We start from the raw sequence: 21,364 nt of genomic DNA on the forward strand, positions 1-21,364 counted from the left end.
CGGAAGACAGAGGGCAGCGGAAGCCCAAGGCGTTGAGGGGATCAGTATCCACCATTTAACATAATATAGATTATGCGAATACTGAGTATCATTATGGGGTGGGACTATCCGCTTGAGTTGCCTGCAGCATGTGATTCGCAACGTATCAACCAGATGGGAAGCTCTGCCGGGATGTCCCGGCAGGATGCTCAGTTCTTTCTGACGTTCTGATACAGCATCAGCCTCGATGTCTCGTGCAGGCCGCGCGTGAGTGCGACAAGACGCTTGAACTCCTCAGGGTGCTGGTCGGCTACGTTTTCCAGTGGCTCTTGCGAAGCGATGTCATGGAGGGTCGGTTGACTGCCATCGTGCTGCATCTGCAGAAGAAAATCTTTGGTTACGCCGCCGATTACCGGGAATGTGCCTTCCCTGAGCACCAGCGGAACCACGCGTTCGCCTTCGGGAGCTGGCTGCTGGATATCGCGTCCCATTGCACCGTTACGAAACTCCATCCCAGCCATGCCCAGCACGCTTGGCAGCAAGTCGACCAGGCCCACGGCTTCTTCAATTACGCGGGGCTCGAGCAGCTTGGGCGCATGAATTAGCAGCGGCACGTGATTGCTCTCAAGCCCCAGCTTTTCAAATGCTGGAGGCATGTGAGGGATCTGACTGATACGGGTGTTGTGATCACCAAACATCACGAAAATGGTGTTGTCGTACCAGCCGCCTTCCTGCGCAATCTCCATCAGGCGCCCGATATTGAAGTCCAGAAGGCGGACCGCATTATATTGCGCCACGCTGCGGGAGCCGGCGCTCTGGACTTTCTCAAGCGGCAGATCGAGCACTTCGAAGCCATCGTTCTGCTTGGGTATGGTGAATGGCCGATGATTGCCAGCAGTCTGGATATAGGCGAAGAACGGCTTGCCCTCCCCCTGCTCTCGCAGTATCCGGTCGCTCTCTTTGAACAGGTCCAGGTCGGAGACTCCCCAGACATCGACCATGGGCGATTTCCAATGACGCTCTTCAAATAACTGGATGTCGTCGATGCTCTGGCGGATCAAGGCGTTCATATTCGCCCAGCCGGAGTTGCCGCCAATCATGTAGTACTTGTCGTACCCCTGCAGGGCGTTCACAAGACTGTGCTGACGAGTGATCAGCGGGTTACGCGTCGCGGTTTCCTGTCGTGACACGTCCGGAACACCGGAAATACTCGCCCAGACGGTTTTCGCAGTGCCGGTGACGGGAACGTAGAAGTTCTTGAAGAACAGGCTTTGCTTGGCCAAGCGATCAATATTTGGGGTGGGATTGAGCGGATTGCCGTAGGCACCCACGGCGCTAGTTCCTAAGGACTCAAGCATGACGAAGACGACGTTCGGCGGTTGCTTCCCGGCAATCGCATATGGCTGAGCGCCCTGCTCTCGGCTGAAATTCAGCGTTTTGGCATCCGGTTGATCGACGCCCAGATACCGACTGACGACTTCGTAATGAACCTCAACCTGATCTCGGTCGTACGGCTGATTCGGCACCTTCAGAGTGTCGTAAAGGAAGACTACCGGGTTCAGGCCGAGCGCAGCGATCTGGTTGTCGCCAGAGAAGAAGGCGTCACTCCAGCGGAGCGGCACGGGGTTGTCCAGGTTGATATTTTCTGTGCGGCCGAGAATGCCCAGGAAAACAACCGCAACCATTGCCGCACTTCCCCAGGTCCGCGAAAAGCGACTGATCAGCTTGGCCGGGCGATCCAGCGTTATCCGCTCGAAGCGCACCAAGAGCCACCAAACCAAGGTGGTTGTGGTGACCCATGCCAGCGAAATCCAGACCACGGGATAGGTTTGCCAAACCATGTCGGTAGATATCTGCGCGTCTTCGAGAAAGCGCAATACGGTGGCGTTGATGCGCACACCCAGATAGGCGTAGTGCCCGAAGTCGATGACATAAACGAGAAACACTGCACCAAGTGCAAGTGCCAGATACAGCCGTGCCAGCCAACGAACGGCGTGCGAGCGCGTCATGTTCCAAACGGGAATCCACGCGAGCAGCGCGACCGGCAACATTAGCAAGATTGCCAGCCGAAGATCGAATCGCAGCCCTATTCCTAGTGTTTCCGGTACGGCTTCGACCTCGCTGAGTGCGCCAGTTTCAAACCCCGAAAAGCCAACGAAGAAAATCCCGCGCAACACTGCAAGCACGATGAACAGAATTGCGACTGCACCAAACCAATAGTGCAAGCGCCGCGAATGGAGCCAACCCATTATTCAAAACCTCGTTATTGAATCGTCAAATGCGCCAGCTAGCCATCAGAGGCTTACGGTCCGGGTGGAATCCTGTCGTCCATTCATCCTGCGCAAAAGCGCCTTGGCAACATAAACAATCAGTGCGCCGAGGCTGAACAATGCGATGAAGGGGTCCAACAGGTAATCCCAATAATTGGGGGAAGGCTTGAGGCCCAGGCTGAATGCCAGTGTTGCCAGCCCCAGCATGCACACACCCAACCAGTTCTTCAGTATCACGAGCCCCAAGGCAACCACACCGACAAGCGCAATCAATGGACGTGGGCTATACCCGATTTGATAGGGGTCGAAGTAAGACAGGCCCATGGTCGCCGGATAGAGAAAGAGCGATAGCCCTCCCATTAAAATGAATAGCTGAATCAGTGCATTTGGGCTTGGCGGTACTACCAAACGCATACGTAACGCTGCGAAAAACACCAGCGCGACCAGCGTTGTAACAGCCACATCGTCGGTAAAACTGCGCATGTAAGCAGCCAGCGAAAGACCATTCATGGGAAGGAAGCTGACCATTAGAAGTAACAACAGGCCAGCCCCGTTAATAGCCCGACTCAGGCCGAACCCAGAAAGGACAATGAACACGAGTAACGCAAAGGTCAGATGCGCTTGCCAAAGCTCGGGCATTAGAGCTGCTCCTCAAGCCAGGCATCATTGAAGCTGACGTGTTTGATGAAAGTGTTGTTCCAGGAGTAAACCAAATGGTAGAGGCCATCGGCACTGCGAATGAAGTACGGGTACTCGTATTCGAAGTCGCAGCCGTGGGCGCTACAAACCCGCCTATCCAGATTGGCAAGAAACTCATCTACCAGCGGCAGGCGTCGCGCACCGCTGGAAAGGCGGAATTTGTCGCCGATGATCTCTCTATATGCCTGCGGGCTAAACGGATTGCCTTCTGGATCTGGCGATTCGTCAAGGTCGAATACTGGCTTCCAGAGCTCTAGGCCAGAGTTGGTTTCCATCAGGCGAAGACGGAAGCGCCCGTCCTCAAGATCGTTCAGAGCAACCAGCAGCCCATGATTCGGCGTGGCGACCGCAGCGAGGGAGGAGTTGGGATTGGCCGGATCAATGGGATAAGGCTCGCTCCAGGTTCGCCCTGCGTCCTCCGTACGACTTGCAAGCACCTTATGGTGGGCAGCCCCCGCATAACGCAACATCGCAATAGCCCTTTGTTCATCCATCGGCACAACCGTGGGCTGCAGCGAATCCATGCCCTTGCTGATTCGGCTTTTTCCAATTACGTCGCCGCTTGGGCTGATATATAGATACTCGGCAAACTTGCCGAGAAACTCGTGGTAAACGGGCAGCCCGATTGTGCCGTCGCTATGGAATACCGGGGCGTTGCGCACCAGCGTGCTGATATTCAGGAAGGGAGTAGTAATTAGCTGCTTTGGCGTCGACCAGGTCTCGCCAAGGTCGTCCGAGTACATGGCGTTTATGGCGCTTCCAGCCCAGCCCCCAATCGATACCGACACATAGAACAGCCACAGTTTGTTATCCGGTGCCAGCGCGATTACCGGATTACCCAATTTGCGTATGTGTTTCTGAGTCGCTTCCTGGGTCGACTCCCGCGTTGCCAGAACCAGCTCGCTGCCCCACTCCCCCGTAAGGTCGTCGTAGCGGGCGCCCCGGACCTGTACATCCGCGGCGCCCTCTCTCGAGCCTGCAAACCATACGGCCATCAATCCGCCGTCCGGCAATGAAGTCACCGAAGACGCATGAACGAACTCATCTATGTCAGAAGACGCAAAACGGGTGCTGTAGAACGGTGCCGCAGCATCGATCAGCCCAACGGGGCCTGTCGTCACAGCAAAACCAGAGACGGCTCGATCAGGATAAAGCCACCAGGTGCTAGTGAAGACGGCAGCAACAGCGATGGCACAGAGCCAAGAAGGGAGAAATCCGTACTTTCCAGAACTCATAGAAAACCATATCCATATAAACACACGACGCATCCAGCGCTTTGCAAGAAACGACGAGACTCATGCCTCGGAGCGCCAAGGCGTGGAAGAACCGTGTTGGTTGGTCTCTACAAGGGAGGTACTCGACTTATGGGTGGCAGAGGCCGCAGGCCGTACTAAAGCAGCCGCCGATCATGGCCGAGCGCGGCGGTCGGCGCAACCTCTCAGCTTCGAACTACGGCCTGCCTAATTGTTGATGGTGTACCGGCACACCGCCCAGAACCCTGATAAGTACAAGTGCCGTTGCGATGCTGGCATCGCAATATAATGCCGCAAAATCTCCGTGGCAAATTGCCGCACCCTACCCTTTGGGCTTGGGATATCGCGACGGCTGGCGTGCCACTTCGGTTATGAATGGGTACCCAGCACGGCCAACCCGCCCGCTTTATTGCACGAGGCCATAGCGCAGCACTGATGCGTCGCTAGGAATGCCGATACGGCAAGCAACCCTGCACGAAACCAATACTCAAGATCACGACCTCGCAGCACTGAACGATCAATAACATCGCGGCCTGAGACTGGCAGTTCGATACTAGCCCTCAGATCGCGTCTAGATCGTTCCAACTACCAATTCAATTGCAGATGTGGCCATCCAGGTTTCATCCAATTGCAACAAGACAGGGCCTCAATCGAGCAACAACCGTTTGTGCTCGATTACCGGAGACTTTGTATGACTAACCACGCCCTGTGCGGGCTTGTAGCCCGCTCCCCTTTCAAGCAACAGCGCTACCATTTTGCCCAGCTACACAGCGCTGTGAAATTGCTCATCCCCCTGCTGCGAAGTGCATTGGATGAAGACTGGGTCGCCGTCCAGAAGGCAGAACGGCAGATCCGGGACCTGAGCCAGGAGGGCGAAAGGATCGCGCGAGATATCTGCCTGCATCTACCCACCACATTGTTCATGCCGATTCCGCGCGGCGACATCATCGACCTGCTTCACGTGCAAAGCGAGCTGGGAAAGTGCAGCAGCGAAGCAGCGCGTCTTGTATCACTGCGCCAAATGGCGATCCCGATGGCATTGCAAGACGAGCTTCGTGTTCACCTTCTACGGGCCGTAGATGCAATCACGCACGTCATGGCCATCATGGAAAAGCTGGATGAGCTACTAGAAAGTCGCTTTCGCGGCCGCGAAGCCGTTCTGGTTCAGACGCTGATTAACGAACTGATCAATATCGAACTGTCCTCCAGGCAACGCCGCGACGAAGCCGCGAAAAAGCTGATCTCGCTGGAGGCGAACCTTCCGGCTACAGAAGTGGCTGCGCTGGATCGATTTATAGAGCTGATCGCGGACATGTCCGCGCAAGCGAAACAAGTCGGCTTGCGCTTGGAGCAGTTGCTGGCGGCCTAGAAAGTCCAGGTCGCGGGGCTTGTGCTGACTGCCCCCCAGCAACGCTTGATGCGCGATGACGCGAGCGGAGGCCCGCTCGCATCACTGTCGTTAGAAGCTAAAAACCTTGCGCTGGGGCTCCAGCATGGCGCGCGCCATGGCGTCTGGTTTGGCGACGGAGACTCCATCCTTGAGCTGCTCGGCGGCATGTCCTGTATTGGGCAGGTACAACGCGCAAACCGAAGCGGTCGCGCCCTTTTTCAGGGCAGCGCTCAATAGCTGCGCCGGCGTCACGTCATTGGGTTTCAAGGCTTCACCTCCGGCATCCTTGAGGGCCAGATCGCCGCCTTGGTCACACAGCAGGATGTCGACTTGAGCGCCCTGAGCCTGCATCTGATTGGCCAGTACCATGGCCATTCCCTGGGTCATATTGCTGCTATCACTGAGGATCACCGTAACGGCCTGGCTCTCTGCGACTGCGAGGCATGCAAAACCGGATAAGGCGGTTGCGGCTAGGAATCTCTTCATGTTCGTTTCTCCGTCACGCTAAAAGCTAATCGGATTTCAAGCCGGCAAGATCTGCAATGCCGACAGCGGTGTATAGGCAGCGCAGCAAAGTCCGTGCGCCCGCGACCCACATTATATACCCATGGGGGTATATTCCAATCGTAGACTCTAGGCTGTTGTCTGCACACCAGCGTCGCTGCGGCATAACGTCTGGCCAGGCAGACGTGCCGATCGCAGAGTCGTGAATCGGTTGGGGAGGTCCGGCGGCAGCTAGCGCATGCCTAGCTGCTTGCGCATCTGCGCGGTGATTCGCTGGCTTGTTTGCGCGATATCCGCCCAGGGGTCATCAGCACCGAGTTCGTGCAGCCGCTCCATGAGATTGCGAACCGTCCACCTGTTCGCGCCTTTCAGCTCCGCCAGCTCCTCCCGGTAGACCGGCACGGAAACCGGCAAGCCGTCTCGAGCACGCGCCGAATACGCAGCAACGGTGCTGGCCCCGCGGCTATTGCGCAGGTAGTCAATGAAGATGCGCCCGACCCGGTTTTTCGGCCCGCTTACTGCCGAAAAATGTGTAGGCAGCAACTTGGCCAGGTACTTGGCGATAGCCTGGCTGAAGCCCTTCACTTCGCCCCAGTCGTGCACCGGGTCGAGCGGCACCACAATGTGTAAGCCCTTGCCGCCGCTGGTCTTGAGAAACGATGCCAGGCCAATTTCGTCCAGCAGCGTCTGGGTCAGCTGAGTCGCTTCGATCATGCTCTTCCAGGGCAGCGCCGGGTCAGGATCGAGGTCGAGCACAAAGCGGTCTGGGTGCTCCAGTTCGGGCGCTACGGCATTCCAGCTATGCAGCTCGATGGTCCCCATCTGCGCGGCCCCGACCAGCGCTTCGGTGCTTTCGATAACCATCAGCGCGCCATGTTTCGGATCGAGTGAGGGATCGAGCTGGGTGATATGCGGTATGGCCAGCTTGTCGGCATGCTTCTGAAAGAACAGCTCCCCGCTGATGCCCTCCGGTGCACGAACCAGCGCGAGGGGGCGTGCGCGCAGTTGCGGCAGCGCCCAGGGGGCCACCTGCGCGTAGTACCGAGCCAGTTCGATCTTGGTCGTGCCGCTGCTGGGGTCAATCACTCGCTCGGGATTGGAAATCCTGACTTTCCCGCTGCCAACAGGATCTGCCGTCTTCGCGACTGGCGTCCTGGATGCACGCGCGACTGGCTTTGCTCGCTCATGGGTAATGGCTTCGGCAGGTTTATCCGAGCGCAAGCCATGAAACACCGAATGGCGGACGACGCCCTGGCGAGTCATCTCGGCATAAGCGACTTCACACATCAGCTGAGGTTTGAGCCACTGCGCGCCCCGTGTGTCGGCCGCGGGCGGTGCCTTGGACAATGGGCTGTCATCGGTCTCCAATTTCTTCAGCTGTTTGTGCAGTGTCTGCAGTGTGGCGTGATTGAACCCGGTGCCCACCTTGCCGGCATAGCGCAGCTTACCCTCTTCATCATGCAGCCCCAGCAGCAGCGCACCAAAGCCGGTGCGCGTACCTTTTGGCTGGGTGTAGCCGACGATGATGAACTCCTGGCGATTACTGCATTTGATCTTCACCCAGCTATCGCTACGTCGAGAGACGTAGGAGCTGCCGGCGCGCTTGCCGATCAGCCCTTCGAGCTTCATCTGACAGGCGCTTTCGAGAATGCTGTCGGGCTGCTCGGTGAAGCCATCGGAAAAGCGCAGCAACTCGCTATCGCTGCGGCCCAATAGCTCCTGCAGTGCCGCACGGCGGTGTTCCAGCGGTACCTGGCGCAAATCCATACCGTTCAGAAATGGCAGGTCGAACAGGTAGTAAAGAATGCTGCCGCTACGCCCCACCTCGAAAGCGTTTTGCAACGCCTGAAAGTCCGGCGTGCCCTCCTCGTCCGCTACTACGACCTCACCATCCAGCCAGGCGGACTGCAGTCCCAAACCTGCCAATGCTTCAGCTTGCTCTGGCATCTTGGCAGTCCAGTCATGGCCATTGCGGGTAAACAGACGCACCTCTCCTGACTCGATCCGAGCCAGCATGCGATAACCGTCGAACTTGATTTCGTAGTGCCAGTCACCATTAGGTACCGCATCGACCAGCGTCGCCAGCTGCGGCTTGAACGTATTTGGCAACTCTGCAGCGACTGCACCTTCGAGCGTTACGCTTGAGCGATGCTTGCGTGTGGTTCGCTTGACCGGCTTTTTGACCGGCTCGACAGGTGCCATTTGGGTGGGAGTCTTGGCGACACCGCGTTTGCGCGGTACGAGCGCGCGATCACTGAGCACGCTATCCGGCTCAGCGACAACGACATCGTAGTCGCTCTCGTCGCGCGCAGCTTCGTCCCGGGATTTGATTAGGAACCACTGTTCCTTCTTGCCATCCAGATTCGTACGCACCAGGTTCCAGCTACCTGCGAGCTTTTCGCCCTCCAGCGTGAATTTCAACTTGCCTTTGCGATAGCCGTCCAGAGCGTCGCCCAGGGGCAGCCAAATGCCACGGTCCCAGACGATTACATCGCCAGCGCCGTAATGCCCCTTTGGAATGCTGCCTTCGAACGTGGCGTATTCCAGTGGGTGATCTTCCACGTGCACGGCGAGCCGGCGCACCCTTGGGTCCAGGCTAGGACCTTTGGGAATTGCCCAACTTTTCAGCGTGCCGTCCAGTTCCAGGCGGAAGTCGTAATGCAAGCGCGTGGCATCGTGTTTCTGGATGACGTACTGCAGCGCCTCACGCTTGCGCGATTTCGCCCGTACCTTGCCGGAGGGCTCAGGGGTCGCGGCGAAGTCACGCATACGCTGGTAATCATCAAGCGCCATGACCCGGTCTCCTCGTGCGCAGCCGTTACTCCAGCTTGCCGGCGTCGGTAGAGGTATCGTTCGGGCCGCCTGGCGCTGAATGGCGATTCGGATCAGTCGAGTTCTCGTCCTCGCCCATTGGCGGCGCCACGGGGCGGCCGTCCTCGGTTACGGTCCGGCCTTGTTCATCCGTGCGCGTCTCCACCTCCTCCTGAGGCGTGGGATTACCCATCGTGCTCGGGCGTGAACCCGTACCATCCCTGGGTGTGCCTGCAGGAAACTGGGCGATGGCAGGGGCAGCGACCAAAGCACTCAGGATTGCCGTGAGTAATAGTCTTTTCATGTGCGTCTCCGCGAGGGGCTGGCGCTAGCACGCGCGTCTGGTATTAGTTTGGTCACCCCCTGCAGGTATGAGTTCAGGATCGCCTGTCTCGCAGGCCTTCCGATAAACGGCGATGGCCGGCAAGCGCCTGCCAGAGCGCCCTTGCGAATTAATCCGCCAGGTGGACATATCGCCGCATTTACAACCCGGGGCTGGCTGCTACGGTTGAAAGACGCTACGACAAACAGGGAGCGCAGCAGCCGTTACGCTGCGATTCAGCCACCTTCCAGATTCAGGGAGGATTTATGAGTACGCGACTTCCTCTGTTCAAAATAGAAGCCATTTTGCACACCTATCTGCGGCCGTTTCAGTGCGAGTGCCGCGATGCTGACAGCTCGCTGAGCGTGCGCCTTTTCCACGAGCCACCGGACGAAGAACTTACCGTTCTAGGGATTTCCTATGACCAGTGTCGCGATGCAGCCAATCTGGTGCGCTTGGCGCAAGAGCTGCGTATAGAAATGTTCGCGACCCGCAGCACGCTGGCTGAAGCCGAGACCCTCGAGCGAGCCGGTTGAACGAAGCCGCTTAACGCGGCGTACGGATAATCCGACTGCTGGAGGTTTGTCCGCGACCCATGTACTTCAGAAACACATCGTGGCCATAGCTATGGGATTGGACCGGCTTCTGGCGTCCAAAACGTTGCCAGGCCCGCTCATGGAGATAGAACACCACCGTGTTGCACAGCGGCTCTATAAGCGCCACGGCGCCGCCCAGCACCACACTGCCGGTGAGCGCATATACGACGATGAATGCTGTAGCAAAATGCAGGACGGCGAAGGTCAGGGTTTTGACGAGCGGTCTTGGTTTCATTGATTGCTTCCACGGGTGCACGCCATCTAGTGGCCGCACCGCCCTTATCAAGTCACGAAAGCCCGGCAAGAAAGGCCGGGCGTTACCCGCTTAGCGCTTGGCTTCCACGTTTGGCTCAACAGCGCGAGTTAGATAGGCCTGCGTCAGTTCCGGCAGGTGCTCGCGCAGCCAATCAGCCATCGCGACCTCCTCTACCAGAATGCGCTCGCAAACTTCCTTGGTTTGCATATCACCCACCGCTTCGGCGGCGGCGATAAGGATGGTGTAGGAAGCGATTTCCAGGTTCTCGAACACGTAACCCATCTGAGCGCCCTTGACGATTTCGTCATTGACCATCATTCCGCCCATGGCCTGCCCCATCGCCATCATCTTGCCGCCCAGGTCTTTTAGACCTGAGTAGGATTTGTCGTAGCGCTGCAGGCACCCTTCGATCAGCTTCGCCTGGTTCTGGGTCTCAGCGATGTGCTGTTCGATACGCGCTTTAAGCTCTGGGTAATGTTCGATACGGCTCGCCTGCTTGTTCAGCATGGTCTCGGCCTGGGCTTCCATGGCGTGGGCGTCGCGAAGCCACTCGATGAGGCGCTCGGTACGTACATCATTGCCGGTCTGTGCACTCTGCATGGTTCTTCTCCGTCAGGTCTGGAAATTCGGGCCGTGTTTTCCGGCGCGCTTGTATTTTGTGAAAGACCCTGCCGACGAGAGTTCCCCCCATCCGTCCGGCGCGCCAGGCGAGTGGACGAGCCTGAACTTTTGTCACACGCTGCCTGTCACTGGCCCTGACGAACGGCGAACTGGAGCCCTTGCTATCGAACTTCCTGCCTTCCTTTTGCAATGGGATCAGTACATCAGCCAACCGGCACTGCGCACGCTCGTAGCGGCCATGTTCGTTGTGTTGGTACTGAGCTTGTTCGGCCGCCTGCTGACGGCTCTGATGCTGCGCTTGGCGCGGCTTTTCCTGTTCACACGCGAGCTCTCCGAGCACCTGGAAAAACCCATTCGGGTGCTGCTGCCATTGATTGGGTTGCAAGGTGTCTGGACATCCGCCCCTGACGATTTGCTGTTGATAAACGCAGCGCGGCGAGTCACTACCCTGCTGATCATCGCTGCGCTGACATGGCTGGTGATGCGGTTATTGCGGGGGTTGCAACAGTTCATCGAGCTGAGAAACCCGGTGAATGTGGTCGACAACCTGCGCGCTAGGCAGATCCAGACGCAGTCACGTGTCCTGCTGCGAACCTTGACGTTCTTCGTCCTGCTGATCGGCGCGGCGGCAATGCTGATGACGTTCCCCGGTGCCCGCCAATTCGGCGCAAGTCTGCTGGCCTCTGCGGGTCTTGCAGGCCTGGCAGTGGGCTTTGCTGCAAGGCCGGTACTGGCCAATCTAATTGCCGGCCTGCAGATCGCGATGACCCAGCCGATCCGACTCGATGACGTAGTCATCGTCGAGAGCGAATGGGGCCGTATTGAGGAAATAACCGGGACCTATGTAGTCGTCCGCATTTGGGACGACCGCCGGCTGGTCGTGCCGCTGCAGTACTTCATCGAGAAGCCCTTTCAGAATTGGACGCGCCGTGGCTCCAGCCTGATCGGCACGGTATTTCTCTGGGCCGATTATTCACTGCCACTCGAGCCGCTACGCGAAGAGTTGCGGCGCCTTTGCAAGGAAGTCCCTGAGCTGTGGGACGGCAGGGTATGCGTGCTGCAGGTGACCGATACCAGCGAGAAATCGATCCAGCTGCGTGCCTTGGTCAGCTCACCGGATTCGTCTCGCAACTGGGATCTGCGCTGCCACATTCGCGAGAACCTGCTCGGCTTCATCCAGCGCCAATACCCGCACTCGCTGCCGCAGGTCCGGGCAGACCTAAGCGTCGGGCACAAACAGCGTGTCGATATGTCACCGCCGGAGCACGTCGAGCCCGAGCGCCAACCACCTGTGTAAAACCTAGGCGCTAGCAGTACCGTGCAGCTTCTTCAGCAGCCCTACGTACATTTCCGGCAATCGGATCAAACCGTGCCAGGCGGCCAGCTTGCGTATTTCCACACGGCCACCCTCGAACTGCACCGTTTCGCTCATCACCAACACCCGTTCGCCCCGCTTCAGTGCATACGCATAGCACTGAGTACCGCCCTCGTCCTCCTGGTCATCGTCCGCAACACCGGTATTGGCGATCGCCATGTTGGCGCTGCTGGCGGCACGAAGGGCGCCTACGGCCATCTCGCGGGCCACCTCCTCGCTGGTAAGGCCGAACTCCTCGATGGTGTCGAAATTCACCTCTAGCAAGCGGTTCTTGGCCTCCGGCGAGTACACCACGAAACCGCATTCGAGCACCTTTCCGCACCCAGGAATGTCACCTAGCAGGGATGCCATCAGCCCACAGGTACAGGATTCGGCGGTGGCCAGTACAAGCGCTTCGCGCTGGAGAAACGCAACGATGTTCTCAATCTCTTGCATGGTTCTTGCTCCGCCATTTTCGTGGGTCATCGCTTAACGACTCTATATTCCGAACAGGTTGTCTGGTTGCGAGTTCCTGCGGCGGCTGTTGATCGGATTTTAAGAACTTCTACCGCGACGCCCGGTCTTGTTTTTGGTAGGGCCAGTGCAGTCCTACGTGCCCTCGTGGCAACTCAATTACAAGAAGCAAGTTCAGCCCGGTCGTGTTCATGGTATGTGGCGGTCATCAGATCGTTGCATAGGAGAAATATGCTCGTAGCTGGCGCCGGCACCTGGAACGCCGGGGCTCTGGGGAGATCGAGATGAGTATTGCCGCTGTGAACGCCCGGCCTGTCGGATTACCGAAGGCCCAACCTGTTGTACCCCCGGTTACCCGCCCTGCCCTGCAGATTCGCAGTAGCCACGACGACAAACGCAAAATCCTGTTCGTTACCTCCGAACTGACCGACCTGGTCAAGACCGGCGGCCTTGCCGATGTGTCTGCTGCACTGCCCCGCGCGCTTGGTGCACGACACGACGTGCGCGTGCTGATCCCCGGCTATTCACAGGTGATCAACGCCGGGCATGCCATCCGCACGGTTGGCTCGCTCAATGGCTATGCCGATATACCCGGCTGCCGAATCGGCCGGATGGACATGCCCGATGGCCTGATCATCTATGTACTGATCTGCCCCGAGCTCTACGAGCGCGACGGCTCGCCCTACGGCGATGGCCATGGCAATGACTGGCCGGACAATCCGATTCGCTTCGCCCGTCTGGGCCTGGCTGCGGCGGAGATTGCCGCCGGTACCGCCTGCATCAGCTGGGCTCCGGAACTGGTGCATGCGCACGATTGGCCAGCCGGGCTGACGCCTGCATACATGCGCTGGCGTGGGCTGAATACACCGAGCGTTTTCACCATTCATAACCTTGCCTATCAGGGCAATATCGACATGTCGCAGCGGCGCCAGCTGGGCATCCCCGCCGACGCATGCGACCCCGAACGCATGGAGTTCTACGGCAAGCTTTCGCTACTCAAGGCCGGTATTGCTTATGCCAACCGGGTAACCACCGTAAGCGCCACCTATGCCGAGGAAATCACCACGCCGGAGTTTGGCTGCGGCATGGAGGGGTTCCTCAGCATGAAAGCCCGCCAGGGACTGCTCAGTGGGCTACTTAACGGTATCGACGAGAGCTGGGAGCCGGAAACCGATCCCTATCTGGTGAGCGGCTTCAGCGCGCGGCGCTGGACCGGCAAGGAGGCGAACGCCGCCTATATCCGTGAATCCTTCGGCCTCGAACAGTGCGGGGCGCCTTTGTTCGCCGTGGTTTCGCGCCTGGTTCACCAGAAAGGCGTAGATCTGACGCTCGATGTGGCCCACGCCATCGTCGAAGGCGGCGGCCAGCTGGCAATCCTGGGGCAAGGCGATCACCACATCGAGAACCGGGTTCGCCAACTGGCAGCCCAATACCCTGGGCGCGTTGCGGCACACATCGGCTTCAACGAGACCGATGCGCGTCGGCTGTTCGCAGGCAGCGACTTCCTGCTGATGCCGTCGCGCTATGAGCCGTGTGGCCTGAGCCAGATGTATGCCCAGCGTTATGCCTCCTTGCCGATCGCACGTCGCACGGGCGGTTTGGCCGACTCCATCGAGGATGGTGTTACCGGCTTTCTGTTCGACGAGCCAGACACGGCGAGCTACCGCCAGGCTGTTCAACGGGCGCTAGCCATTCATCAGCACCCGCAGTTACTCGGCGCAATGCGCTGTCGGGCAATGGCGACGGGATTTTTCTGGCGCCACGCCATCGAACCTTATGACGCGCTTTACCGGCAATTGCTCGGCGAGCGTCGCGAGGTCCGTCTTTTAATCTGAAGAGGTCGTTAAATGCAGAAGCAGCGTGCCCATATAGGGCATCACGGTCCGGAGTTGCTGGATGACGGGACGACCCGCTTCCGACTCTGGGCGCCCGATGCGCAAAACGTCAGTCTGATCGTTGTAGGCGCACAAACGCTGCCGATGACCGCCACAGAAGATGGCTGGTACAGCATCGACGCTCCCTATGGCGCCGGTACGCTGTACCGGTTTCTTATCGACGATGATCTGCACGTACCTGACCCCGCCTCGCGCGCTCAGGCCGGCGACGTCCATGCGCCGAGCCTGGTGGTCGACACCCATAACAACTATCTGTGGCGCAACAGCAGTTGGCTGGGCCGCCCATGGCACGAAACCGTGCTGTACGAGATGCACGTCGGCCTCTACGGCGGCTTCGCAGCAATGGAACGGCATCTGGCTGAACTTGCCGAGCTGGGCATCACCGCGATCGAGCTGATGCCCATCGCGGAGTTTCCTGGCGACCGCAACTGGGGTTACGACGGTGTACTGCCTTATGCGCCAGAGGCGGCCTATGGCAGCCCCGAAGAACTCAAGCATCTCATCGACACCGCACATGGGCTGGGACTGATGGTCTTCCTCGACGTGGTTTATAACCACTTCGGCCCGGACGGCAATTATCTCGGCCACTATGCCAAGCACTTTTTCCGCCACGACCAGCAAACGCCCTGGGGCGACGGTATTGATTTCCGCCGCCGCGAAGTGCGCGATTTTTTCATCGACAACACGCTGATGTGGCTGATGGACTATCGCTTCGATGGTCTGCGTTTCGACGCCGTGCATGCCATCCCCGATCGCAGCTTCCTGACTGAACTTGCCGAGCGCGTGCATGCAACGGTGGAGCCCGACCGTCATGTACATCTGGTGCTGGAGAACGAAGATAACCGCTCAACGCTGCTCACCCAGGGGTTCACTGCGCAGTGGAACGATGACGGCCATAACGTGCTGCACACCCTGCTGACCGATGAAAGCCAGGGCTACTACGCCGATTACAACCAGGACGCGACCGCCAAACTGGCGCGTTTTCTCGGCGAAGGCTTCATCTATCAGGGGCAGAACAACCGCCGCGGCGAAACTCGTGGCGAGCCCAGCGGACATCTCTCGCCGACATCATTCGTACTGTTCCTGCAAAACCACGATCAGACCGGCAACCGCGCCTTCGGCGAGCGCCTGAGCACGCTAGCCGACCCGGATGCACTGCGCGCGGCGACTGCCGTGCTGCTGCTGTCGCCCATGATCCCGCTGCTGTTCATGGGCGAAGAATGGGGCTCACGCCAACCCTTCCTGTTCTTCACCAGCCACCACGGCGAGCTCGCCGATGCCGTGCGTGAAGGCCGCCGTAACGAATTCGCAGAATTTGCCGAATTCGCCGACGAGGCCACGCGCGAACGGATTCCAGATCCGAACGCAGTGTCCACGTTCGAGGATTCGCGGCCTGACTTCGACGCACGTCACCACCCGGAACATGCCGAATGGCATGCGCTATATCGCCAGCTGCTACGCATTCGCCATGCGGAGATCGTGCCGCGTCTAGCCGGCTCACAGTTCCTCGATGCACGCGTTCTGGCCGATGCGGCAGTGCTCGTTAACTGGCGATTGGCCGACGGCAGCCGGCTGCGGCTGGAGCTCAATCTCGGCGCGCAACCCGCACCACTTCCCGCCTTGTCCGCCACCGCCGAGCTGCTGTTCGCGAGCCGTGAGACGGTCGGCGACACGCATGACCAGTTGGCGCCTCGTATGGCCAAGCTGTATCTGGAGAAAGCCACATGAGCGACGAATCCCTAATCTGCTTGGCCGAAGCTGCGGGCCTGTCCATCGATTGGATCGATGCTGATAACCGTGAGCAGCGGGTCGAGCCGGCCGTACTGCGCGAAGTGCTCGCGTGCCTCGGACTGGCCGCAGAAACGGCTGAAGATGTCGATGCCAGCCTGGAAATTCTCGCGCACAAGAACAACCACGGCGGCGTTCCCCCGTTGTTGACCTGCTACCAACACGCGGCACTGGAGCTAGGTGGTTTTTTTCCGCCGTTGAGTCGATTTCAGCTGACGTCGGAAGACGGCAATGTCCAGCACGGCATGCTCGACGAGCAGGCGCAATTGCCGGCAATCGATACGCCGGGTTACTACCAGTTGACCATCGACAAATACCAGCTGACCGTCGCCATAGCTCCATGCTCCTGCCCGACCGTCGCTGAGCTTGCTGGAGCCGACGCCTGGGGGCTGACCGCCCAACTGTACAGCCTGCGCCGCGCCAACGACGGCGGTCTGGGCGATACCCAGGCTCTGGAGACGCTGGTACGCAATGCAGCAACCCATGGCGCCGACGCGCTGGGCATCAGCCCAGTACATGCCATGTTTGGAGCGCATATCAACCAGTACAGCCCGTACTCGCCCTCCAGTCGGTTGTTCTTCAACGTATTACATGCAGCACCAGGTTCGATTCTAGGTGAGCGACCGCTGCGCCAGGCCATCGAAACCTGCGGGCTTGCTGAAGAGCTGCAGCGCCTGGAACAACTCGATCTGATCGACTGGCCCGCCGTGGCCCAGTCGCGTCATCGGCTGTTGCGGCAGTTGTTCGACGACTTCAGTAGCGGTGGCAATGCGCTGCAGGCTGATTTCGACAGTTTCCGTGCAAACGGTGGCGAGGCGCTGGAGAACCACTGCCGTTTCGAAGCACTGCACACCCATTTGCGCAACGCGCAGGGCCACACGCAGCACTGGAATGATTGGCCGGAAGAGTTTCGCGACCCTGCAAGCCCTGCGGTTGAAGCGTTCGCCCGCGACCATGCCGATGAGGTCAGCTACCACGCCTTCGGCCAATGGCTCATGGCTCGGGGACTGGAGCGCGCCCAGGTTGCCGCGCGCAGCGCCGGGATGCGCATCGGCCTGATCTCGGACCTGGCAGTCGGTGCCGATGGCGGCGGTAGCCAAGCCTGGAGTCGTCAGGCAGAGCTGCTGGCGTCGCTCAGTGTCGGTGCGCCTCCGGATGTCATGAACCGTGACGGGCAGAACTGGGGCATCTCCGCATTCTCGCCTTGGGGCCTGCGTCAGCATGGTTTCCGCGCCTACATCGAGATGCTGCGCGCCAACCTCGCACACGCCGGAGGTATGCGCATCGATCATGTATTGGGCCTCAAGCGCCTCTGGGTGATGCCCGCTGGGGCCAACCCGAAGCATGGCGTCTACCTCAACTTCCCGTTCGACGACATGTTGCGGTTGCTTTGTCTGGAAGCCTGGCGGCATCAGGCAGTGATTCTAGGCGAGGACCTCGGCACGATTCCCCCCGGTTTTCGTGACGTCCTTGCCGCGCGGGGCATTCTTGGCATGCGCGTACTGTTGTTCGAGCACCATGACGGAAATTTCCAGCGCGCGGCGCAGTATCCCGCTCAGGCCTTGGCAACCAGCACCACGCATGACATTCCCACGCTGGCGGGTTGGTGGCAGGGCCACGATATCGACTGGCGCATCAAGGTCGGTCAGGTGCGGGAATCGGATCGCGAGCAGCAATGGAAGGCACGGGAAAAAGAGCGCGCCGGACTGAATCAGGCGCTGTGCGAAGACAGTGGCAAGAACCCGGGACATTTGCTGAGCGCCGAGCAAGCGGTCGACGCAGCTGTCTGCTTCCTTGCTCACACCCCCGCGCCGCTGGTGCTGCTGCCGGTCGAGGATGCACTCGGGCTGGAAGAGCAGACCAACATGCCCGGCATCGTTGAAACCCATCCCAACTGGCGTCGCCGTTATCCCGGCGACAGTGCAACGCTGCTCGACAGCCCGGCTAGCCGCCGGCGACTGGAGTCATTTGCGCAAGCCCGCCGTAACCATCGTGGAGCTGCGCACCGATGAAAGCCCTTACCGCAACCCTGCGACTGCAATTTCACCGCGATTTCACCCTCGACGATGCCACCGCGCTGGTGGACTACTTCGCCGAACTTGGCATCAGCCACATTTACGCGTCGCCGCTGCTGACCGCGCGCCCCGGCTCGATGCACGGCTACGACGTGATCGACCCCACCCGCATCAACCCCGAGCTGGGTGGCGAACCCGCGCTGCAACGCCTTGTCGACGCTCTGCGTGCGAAAGGCATGGGCCTGATTCTCGACATCGTGTCCAACCATATGGCCGTTGGCGGCGCCGGCAACGCATGGTGGCTGGACGTACTTGAATGGGGTAGCCGCAGCCCCTACGCGCAGTTCTTCGATATCGAGTGGAATTCGCCCGATCCGCTGCTCGAAGGCCAGCTGCTGGTTCCCTTCCTCGGCAGCGATTACGGCGAGGCATTGCAGCAAGGCACCATCAAGCTGCGCCTGGATATCGACAACGGATCGCTATACGCCGAGCACTACGAGCATCGCTTCCCGATTACCCCGCCGAGCTACGGCGAAGTGTTGCGTGCTGCCGACCATCCGCAGTTACGCACCCTGGCGCAGCACTTCGATGCCCTGAAGACGGAGCCGGCACCCTACCAGGCTGCGCGTTTGTTGCGAGCCGAACTTGCCGAGCAATTGCAGAACGCCGATACCCGCCAGGCTCTGGAACAGGCTCTCGGCACCTATGATTCCACGACCGATGACGGCTTCCGCCGTCTGCACAGCCTGCTCGAGCGGCAGAATTACCGACTGGCCAGCTGGCGGACCGCCGGTGATGACATCAACTGGCGGCGGTTCTTCGACATCAACGAGCTGGGCGGCCTGCGTGTCGAACGGCCAGTGGTGTTCGAGGAAACCCATGCGAAGATTTTCGAGCTGATCGGCGATGGTCTGGTCGATGGCCTGCGTATCGACCATATCGACGGCCTGGCTGATCCGCGCGGCTATTGCCGACGCCTGCGTCGGCGCGTCGACCGGCTGAACGCCGGGCGTCCAGCGGACGCCGTGCAGGATCATGTGCCGATTTATGTCGAGAAGATCCTCGCGGGTGGTGAGCGTCTGCACGATGACTGGGGCGTGGACGGCACCACCGGTTACGAGTTCATGAACCAGGTGTCGCTGCTGCAGCATGATCCGGCTGGTGAAGCAGTGCTCTGCGAGCTATGGAGCGAGACCAGCGGACGCACCACCGACTTCCAGGAAGAAGCTCGGCAAGCACGCCAGCTGGTGCTGACCGGCCCGCTGGCCGGAGACTTCGAAAGCGTCGCTCAAGCCTTGCTGCAGGTCGCTCGTGGCGATGTGATGACCCGCGATATTACCCTCGGCGCGATCCGTCGGGCGTTACTGGAGTTGATCATCCACTTCCCGGTGTACCGCACATACATTGCTACGCCAGGTCGTCGCGAGGCCGATGAGCCATTCTTCCAGCAGGCCCTGGAAGGCGCGCGCACAACGCTGGGCGAAGCGGATTGGCCGCTGCTCGATCACCTGCAGCGTTGGCTTGGCGGCGAAAGCCTGCGCAAACTGCCGCGCGGGCCGCTACGTAAGTTGCGCCGTTACGCCTGCACGCGTTTCCAGCAGCTGACTTCACCGGCTGCAGCCAAGGCTGTGGAGGATACTGCCTGCTATCGCTCCGGCATTCTGTTGTCGCGCAATGACGTCGGCTTCGATCCGCAGCACTTCAGTGCACCGCTGCAAGCCTTTCACGATGAATGCGCGCAGCGCGCCGAGCACTTCCCACGCAACCTGTTGACCACCGCCACCCACGACCACAAGCGAGGTGAAGACTCCCGTGCTCGGATGGCCGTGATCAGTGAGCGGGCCGAGTGGTTCGCGGCCAAGGCCCGGCATTGGCGCGACCTTGCAGCCAGTACCGTGCAACAGCTGGACGACGGTCCCGCCCCCTCTCCCGCCGATGAGCTGATGCTCTTTCAGATCCTGCTAGGCAGCTGGCCACTGGATCTGCGCGCCGATGATGCGGCAGCGATGGAGCAGTACTGCACTCGTATCAAGCAATGGCAGGAAAAAGCCGTACGCGAAGCCAAGCTGCGTACCACCTGGAGCGATCCCAATAACGCCTATGAGAGCGCCTGCCGTGGTTACGTCGAAGCCCTCCTGCTTGGCAGTCAGGGCGCACCATTACGGAACGAAATCGCCTCGGCTGCTGCGGACCTGGCCCCTGCCGGTGCGCTGAACGGGCTGGTTCAAAGCCTGCTACGCATGACCACGCCCGGCGTACCCGATCTGTATCAGGGCACCGAGTACTGGGATTACAGCCTGGTCGATCCGGATAACCGGCGCCCGGTGGACTTCACCGCCCGCCAGGCCAGCCTCGAGAGCACCGCCGTAGCCGACCAGCTTCTGCAAAGCTGGCACGACGGTCGCATCAAGCAGGCATTGATCAGCCGCACGCTGCAGCTGCGTCGCCGCCATCCTCTTCTATTCAACGAAGGCCGCTATTTGCCGTTGGCCGTAAATGGTGAACACGCGCAGCACCTGCTCGCGTTCGCCCGCGAGCTGGACGGCGAATGGTTGGTCGTGGTGGTGCCGCGTCTGGCGGCCGGGTTACTGGGCGATAACGACGTACCGCAGGTGCCAGCACAACGCTGGGGCGACACTCGGATCGCATTGCCCGATGCGCTGGACGGTATCGAGTTCGAGCGACTTTTCGACGGCGAGACAGTCACATCCCAACAAGGCAGCCTTGAGGCTGCGCACGTTCTGGATCGGCTGTCGGTGTCCGTCCTGCATACGTTTACCAAAGCAACAGGAGAATCCCAACAATGAGTTCAGAAGAGCAACGTATCCGCGAGTTCGCTTACCAGATCTGGCAATCCGAGGGTTGCCCGGAAGGCGAAGAAGAACGCCACTGGGCAATGGCCCGCAAGCTGGTCGAGGCTGAATATGGTGCGGCCGCTGCCAAGCCTGCCAGCCGCCCGCGCAAGGCCGCCACCAAGCCCACCGACGCGACACCCAAACCCGAGGCCAAGGCAGCGACAGCTGCCAAGCCACGCACCAGCCGTGCTGCGCCGAAGGCCGGCACCGATGCCAAGGCGGGTACGCCTGAAGCCATCAAGAAAACACGCACCCCGCGCGCGAAGAAGAAGGAAAGCTGAC

General features: G+C 59.8%; 17 protein-coding genes. 8 read left to right on the forward strand and 9 right to left on the reverse strand.

Going from position 1 to position 21,364, the window contains the following annotated elements; genetic code table 11:
* Positions 1–188: 188 nt before the first annotated feature.
* The 3 genes from AAEZ08_RS02100 to AAEZ08_RS02110 are packed head-to-tail and all read right to left on the reverse strand — an operon-like array spanning position 189 to position 4,183.
* Positions 189–2,228, reverse strand: coding sequence for an LTA synthase family protein (locus tag AAEZ08_RS02100; protein WP_500123607.1), 2,040 nt, complete (start codon positions 2,226–2,228; stop codon positions 189–191).
* A 45-nt stretch (positions 2,229–2,273) separates the two neighbouring features.
* Entirely contained in the window at positions 2,274–2,888 is a 615-nt protein-coding gene (locus tag AAEZ08_RS02105; protein ID WP_102820143.1) for a hypothetical protein, read from the reverse strand.
* Positions 2,888–4,183, reverse strand: coding sequence for a sialidase family protein (locus AAEZ08_RS02110; protein ID WP_500123609.1), 1,296 nt, complete (start codon positions 4,181–4,183; stop codon positions 2,888–2,890). The genes AAEZ08_RS02105 and AAEZ08_RS02110 overlap by 1 nt, the downstream gene beginning before the upstream one ends.
* A gap of 709 nt (positions 4,184–4,892) precedes the next feature.
* Here AAEZ08_RS02110 and AAEZ08_RS02115 point away from each other — a divergent pair.
* On the forward strand, positions 4,893–5,570 hold the full coding sequence (locus AAEZ08_RS02115; protein WP_003284994.1) for a DUF47 family protein: 678 nt from the start codon (positions 4,893–4,895) through the stop codon (positions 5,568–5,570).
* 90 nt (positions 5,571–5,660) lie between these two features.
* On the opposite strand, the gene AAEZ08_RS02120 is transcribed toward AAEZ08_RS02115, so the two are convergent.
* The 3 genes from AAEZ08_RS02120 to AAEZ08_RS02130 form a co-directional block, all read right to left on the reverse strand.
* Positions 5,661–6,077 (reverse strand): DsrE family protein, encoded by a 417-nt coding sequence (locus AAEZ08_RS02120; RefSeq protein WP_003284995.1) that lies wholly within the window; start codon positions 6,075–6,077, stop codon positions 5,661–5,663.
* Between the two features lie 249 nt (positions 6,078–6,326).
* The gene (ligD, locus tag AAEZ08_RS02125) at positions 6,327–8,888 is read right to left on the reverse strand and encodes a DNA ligase D (protein ID WP_500123610.1); all 2,562 of its coding nucleotides are present in this window, start codon (positions 8,886–8,888) and stop codon (positions 6,327–6,329) included.
* Between the two features lie 25 nt (positions 8,889–8,913).
* Positions 8,914–9,210, reverse strand: a complete 297-nt coding sequence (locus AAEZ08_RS02130) for a hypothetical protein (RefSeq protein ID WP_003284997.1) — start codon at positions 9,208–9,210, stop codon at positions 8,914–8,916.
* A gap of 284 nt (positions 9,211–9,494) precedes the next feature.
* Here AAEZ08_RS02130 and AAEZ08_RS02135 point away from each other — a divergent pair, with 284 nt between their 5' ends.
* Positions 9,495–9,764, forward strand: coding sequence for a DUF1652 domain-containing protein (locus tag AAEZ08_RS02135; protein WP_003284998.1), 270 nt, complete (start codon positions 9,495–9,497; stop codon positions 9,762–9,764).
* A gap of 10 nt (positions 9,765–9,774) precedes the next feature.
* Here the strand turns inward: AAEZ08_RS02135 and AAEZ08_RS02140 are convergent, their stop codons facing one another.
* Positions 9,775–10,059 (reverse strand): DUF2061 domain-containing protein, encoded by a 285-nt coding sequence (locus AAEZ08_RS02140; protein ID WP_003284999.1) that lies wholly within the window; start codon positions 10,057–10,059, stop codon positions 9,775–9,777.
* 90 nt (positions 10,060–10,149) lie between these two features.
* A complete protein-coding gene (locus AAEZ08_RS02145) occupies positions 10,150–10,680 on the reverse strand; it encodes a ferritin-like domain-containing protein (protein WP_003285000.1) in 531 nt (176 codons plus the stop codon).
* Positions 10,681–10,885: 205 nt separating this feature from the next.
* Here AAEZ08_RS02145 and AAEZ08_RS02150 point away from each other — a divergent pair, with 205 nt between their 5' ends.
* The gene (locus AAEZ08_RS02150; RefSeq protein ID WP_003285001.1) at positions 10,886–11,998 is read left to right on the forward strand and encodes a mechanosensitive ion channel family protein; all 1,113 of its coding nucleotides are present in this window, start codon (positions 10,886–10,888) and stop codon (positions 11,996–11,998) included.
* Positions 11,999–12,001: 3 nt separating this feature from the next.
* Here AAEZ08_RS02150 and AAEZ08_RS02155 read toward each other — a convergent pair whose 3' ends face one another.
* Positions 12,002–12,511, reverse strand: a complete 510-nt coding sequence (locus AAEZ08_RS02155; RefSeq protein WP_003285003.1) for a CinA family protein — start codon at positions 12,509–12,511, stop codon at positions 12,002–12,004.
* Positions 12,512–12,813: 302 nt separating this feature from the next.
* Here AAEZ08_RS02155 and glgA point away from each other — a divergent pair, with 302 nt between their 5' ends.
* The 5 genes from glgA to AAEZ08_RS02180 are packed head-to-tail and all read left to right on the forward strand — an operon-like array spanning position 12,814 to position 21,363.
* The gene (gene glgA / locus AAEZ08_RS02160; protein WP_500123611.1) at positions 12,814–14,364 is read left to right on the forward strand and encodes a glycogen synthase GlgA; all 1,551 of its coding nucleotides are present in this window, start codon (positions 12,814–12,816) and stop codon (positions 14,362–14,364) included.
* Between the two features lie 12 nt (positions 14,365–14,376).
* Positions 14,377–16,152: a malto-oligosyltrehalose trehalohydrolase gene (treZ, locus tag AAEZ08_RS02165; protein ID WP_500123612.1), complete on the forward strand. Its 1,776-nt coding sequence runs from the start codon at positions 14,377–14,379 to the stop codon at positions 16,150–16,152.
* The gene (malQ, locus tag AAEZ08_RS02170) at positions 16,149–18,224 is read left to right on the forward strand and encodes a 4-alpha-glucanotransferase (RefSeq protein WP_500123613.1); all 2,076 of its coding nucleotides are present in this window, start codon (positions 16,149–16,151) and stop codon (positions 18,222–18,224) included. The genes treZ and malQ overlap by 4 nt, the downstream gene beginning before the upstream one ends.
* Entirely contained in the window at positions 18,221–21,034 is a 2,814-nt protein-coding gene (locus AAEZ08_RS02175; protein ID WP_500123614.1) for a malto-oligosyltrehalose synthase, read from the forward strand. The genes malQ and AAEZ08_RS02175 overlap by 4 nt, the downstream gene beginning before the upstream one ends.
* Positions 21,031–21,363 (forward strand): DUF2934 domain-containing protein, encoded by a 333-nt coding sequence (locus AAEZ08_RS02180; protein ID WP_003285012.1) that lies wholly within the window; start codon positions 21,031–21,033, stop codon positions 21,361–21,363. The genes AAEZ08_RS02175 and AAEZ08_RS02180 overlap by 4 nt, the downstream gene beginning before the upstream one ends.
* The last annotated feature ends 1 nt before the right edge of the window (position 21,364 follow it).

Source organism: Pseudomonas sp. E45-MNA-CIBAN-0222 (assembly GCF_040310405.1).
GTDB lineage: Bacteria > Pseudomonadota > Gammaproteobacteria > Pseudomonadales > Pseudomonadaceae > Stutzerimonas > Stutzerimonas stutzeri_AC.

Excerpts from the sequence above, each read along its gene's own strand:
- AAEZ08_RS02100 (WP_500123607.1), bottom strand. The coding sequence starts at position 2,228 with ATGGGTTGGCTCCATTCGCGGCGCTTGCACTATTGGTTTGGTGCAGTC.
- AAEZ08_RS02105 (WP_102820143.1), bottom strand. The coding sequence starts at position 2,888 with ATGCCCGAGCTTTGGCAAGCGCATCTGACCTTTGCGTTACTCGTGTTC.
- AAEZ08_RS02110 (WP_500123609.1), bottom strand. The coding sequence starts at position 4,183 with ATGAGTTCTGGAAAGTACGGATTTCTCCCTTCTTGGCTCTGTGCCATC.
- AAEZ08_RS02115 (WP_003284994.1), top strand. The coding sequence starts at position 4,893 with ATGACTAACCACGCCCTGTGCGGGCTTGTAGCCCGCTCCCCTTTCAAG.
- AAEZ08_RS02120 (WP_003284995.1), bottom strand. The coding sequence starts at position 6,077 with ATGAAGAGATTCCTAGCCGCAACCGCCTTATCCGGTTTTGCATGCCTC.
- ligD (WP_500123610.1), bottom strand. The coding sequence starts at position 8,888 with ATGGCGCTTGATGATTACCAGCGTATGCGTGACTTCGCCGCGACCCCT.
- AAEZ08_RS02130 (WP_003284997.1), bottom strand. The coding sequence starts at position 9,210 with ATGAAAAGACTATTACTCACGGCAATCCTGAGTGCTTTGGTCGCTGCC.
- AAEZ08_RS02135 (WP_003284998.1), top strand. The coding sequence starts at position 9,495 with ATGAGTACGCGACTTCCTCTGTTCAAAATAGAAGCCATTTTGCACACC.
- AAEZ08_RS02140 (WP_003284999.1), bottom strand. The coding sequence starts at position 10,059 with ATGAAACCAAGACCGCTCGTCAAAACCCTGACCTTCGCCGTCCTGCAT.
- AAEZ08_RS02145 (WP_003285000.1), bottom strand. The coding sequence starts at position 10,680 with ATGCAGAGTGCACAGACCGGCAATGATGTACGTACCGAGCGCCTCATC.
- AAEZ08_RS02155 (WP_003285003.1), bottom strand. The coding sequence starts at position 12,511 with ATGCAAGAGATTGAGAACATCGTTGCGTTTCTCCAGCGCGAAGCGCTT.
- glgA (WP_500123611.1), top strand. The coding sequence starts at position 12,814 with ATGAGTATTGCCGCTGTGAACGCCCGGCCTGTCGGATTACCGAAGGCC.
- treZ (WP_500123612.1), top strand. The coding sequence starts at position 14,377 with ATGCAGAAGCAGCGTGCCCATATAGGGCATCACGGTCCGGAGTTGCTG.
- malQ (WP_500123613.1), top strand. The coding sequence starts at position 16,149 with ATGAGCGACGAATCCCTAATCTGCTTGGCCGAAGCTGCGGGCCTGTCC.
- AAEZ08_RS02175 (WP_500123614.1), top strand. The coding sequence starts at position 18,221 with ATGAAAGCCCTTACCGCAACCCTGCGACTGCAATTTCACCGCGATTTC.
- AAEZ08_RS02180 (WP_003285012.1), top strand. The coding sequence starts at position 21,031 with ATGAGTTCAGAAGAGCAACGTATCCGCGAGTTCGCTTACCAGATCTGG.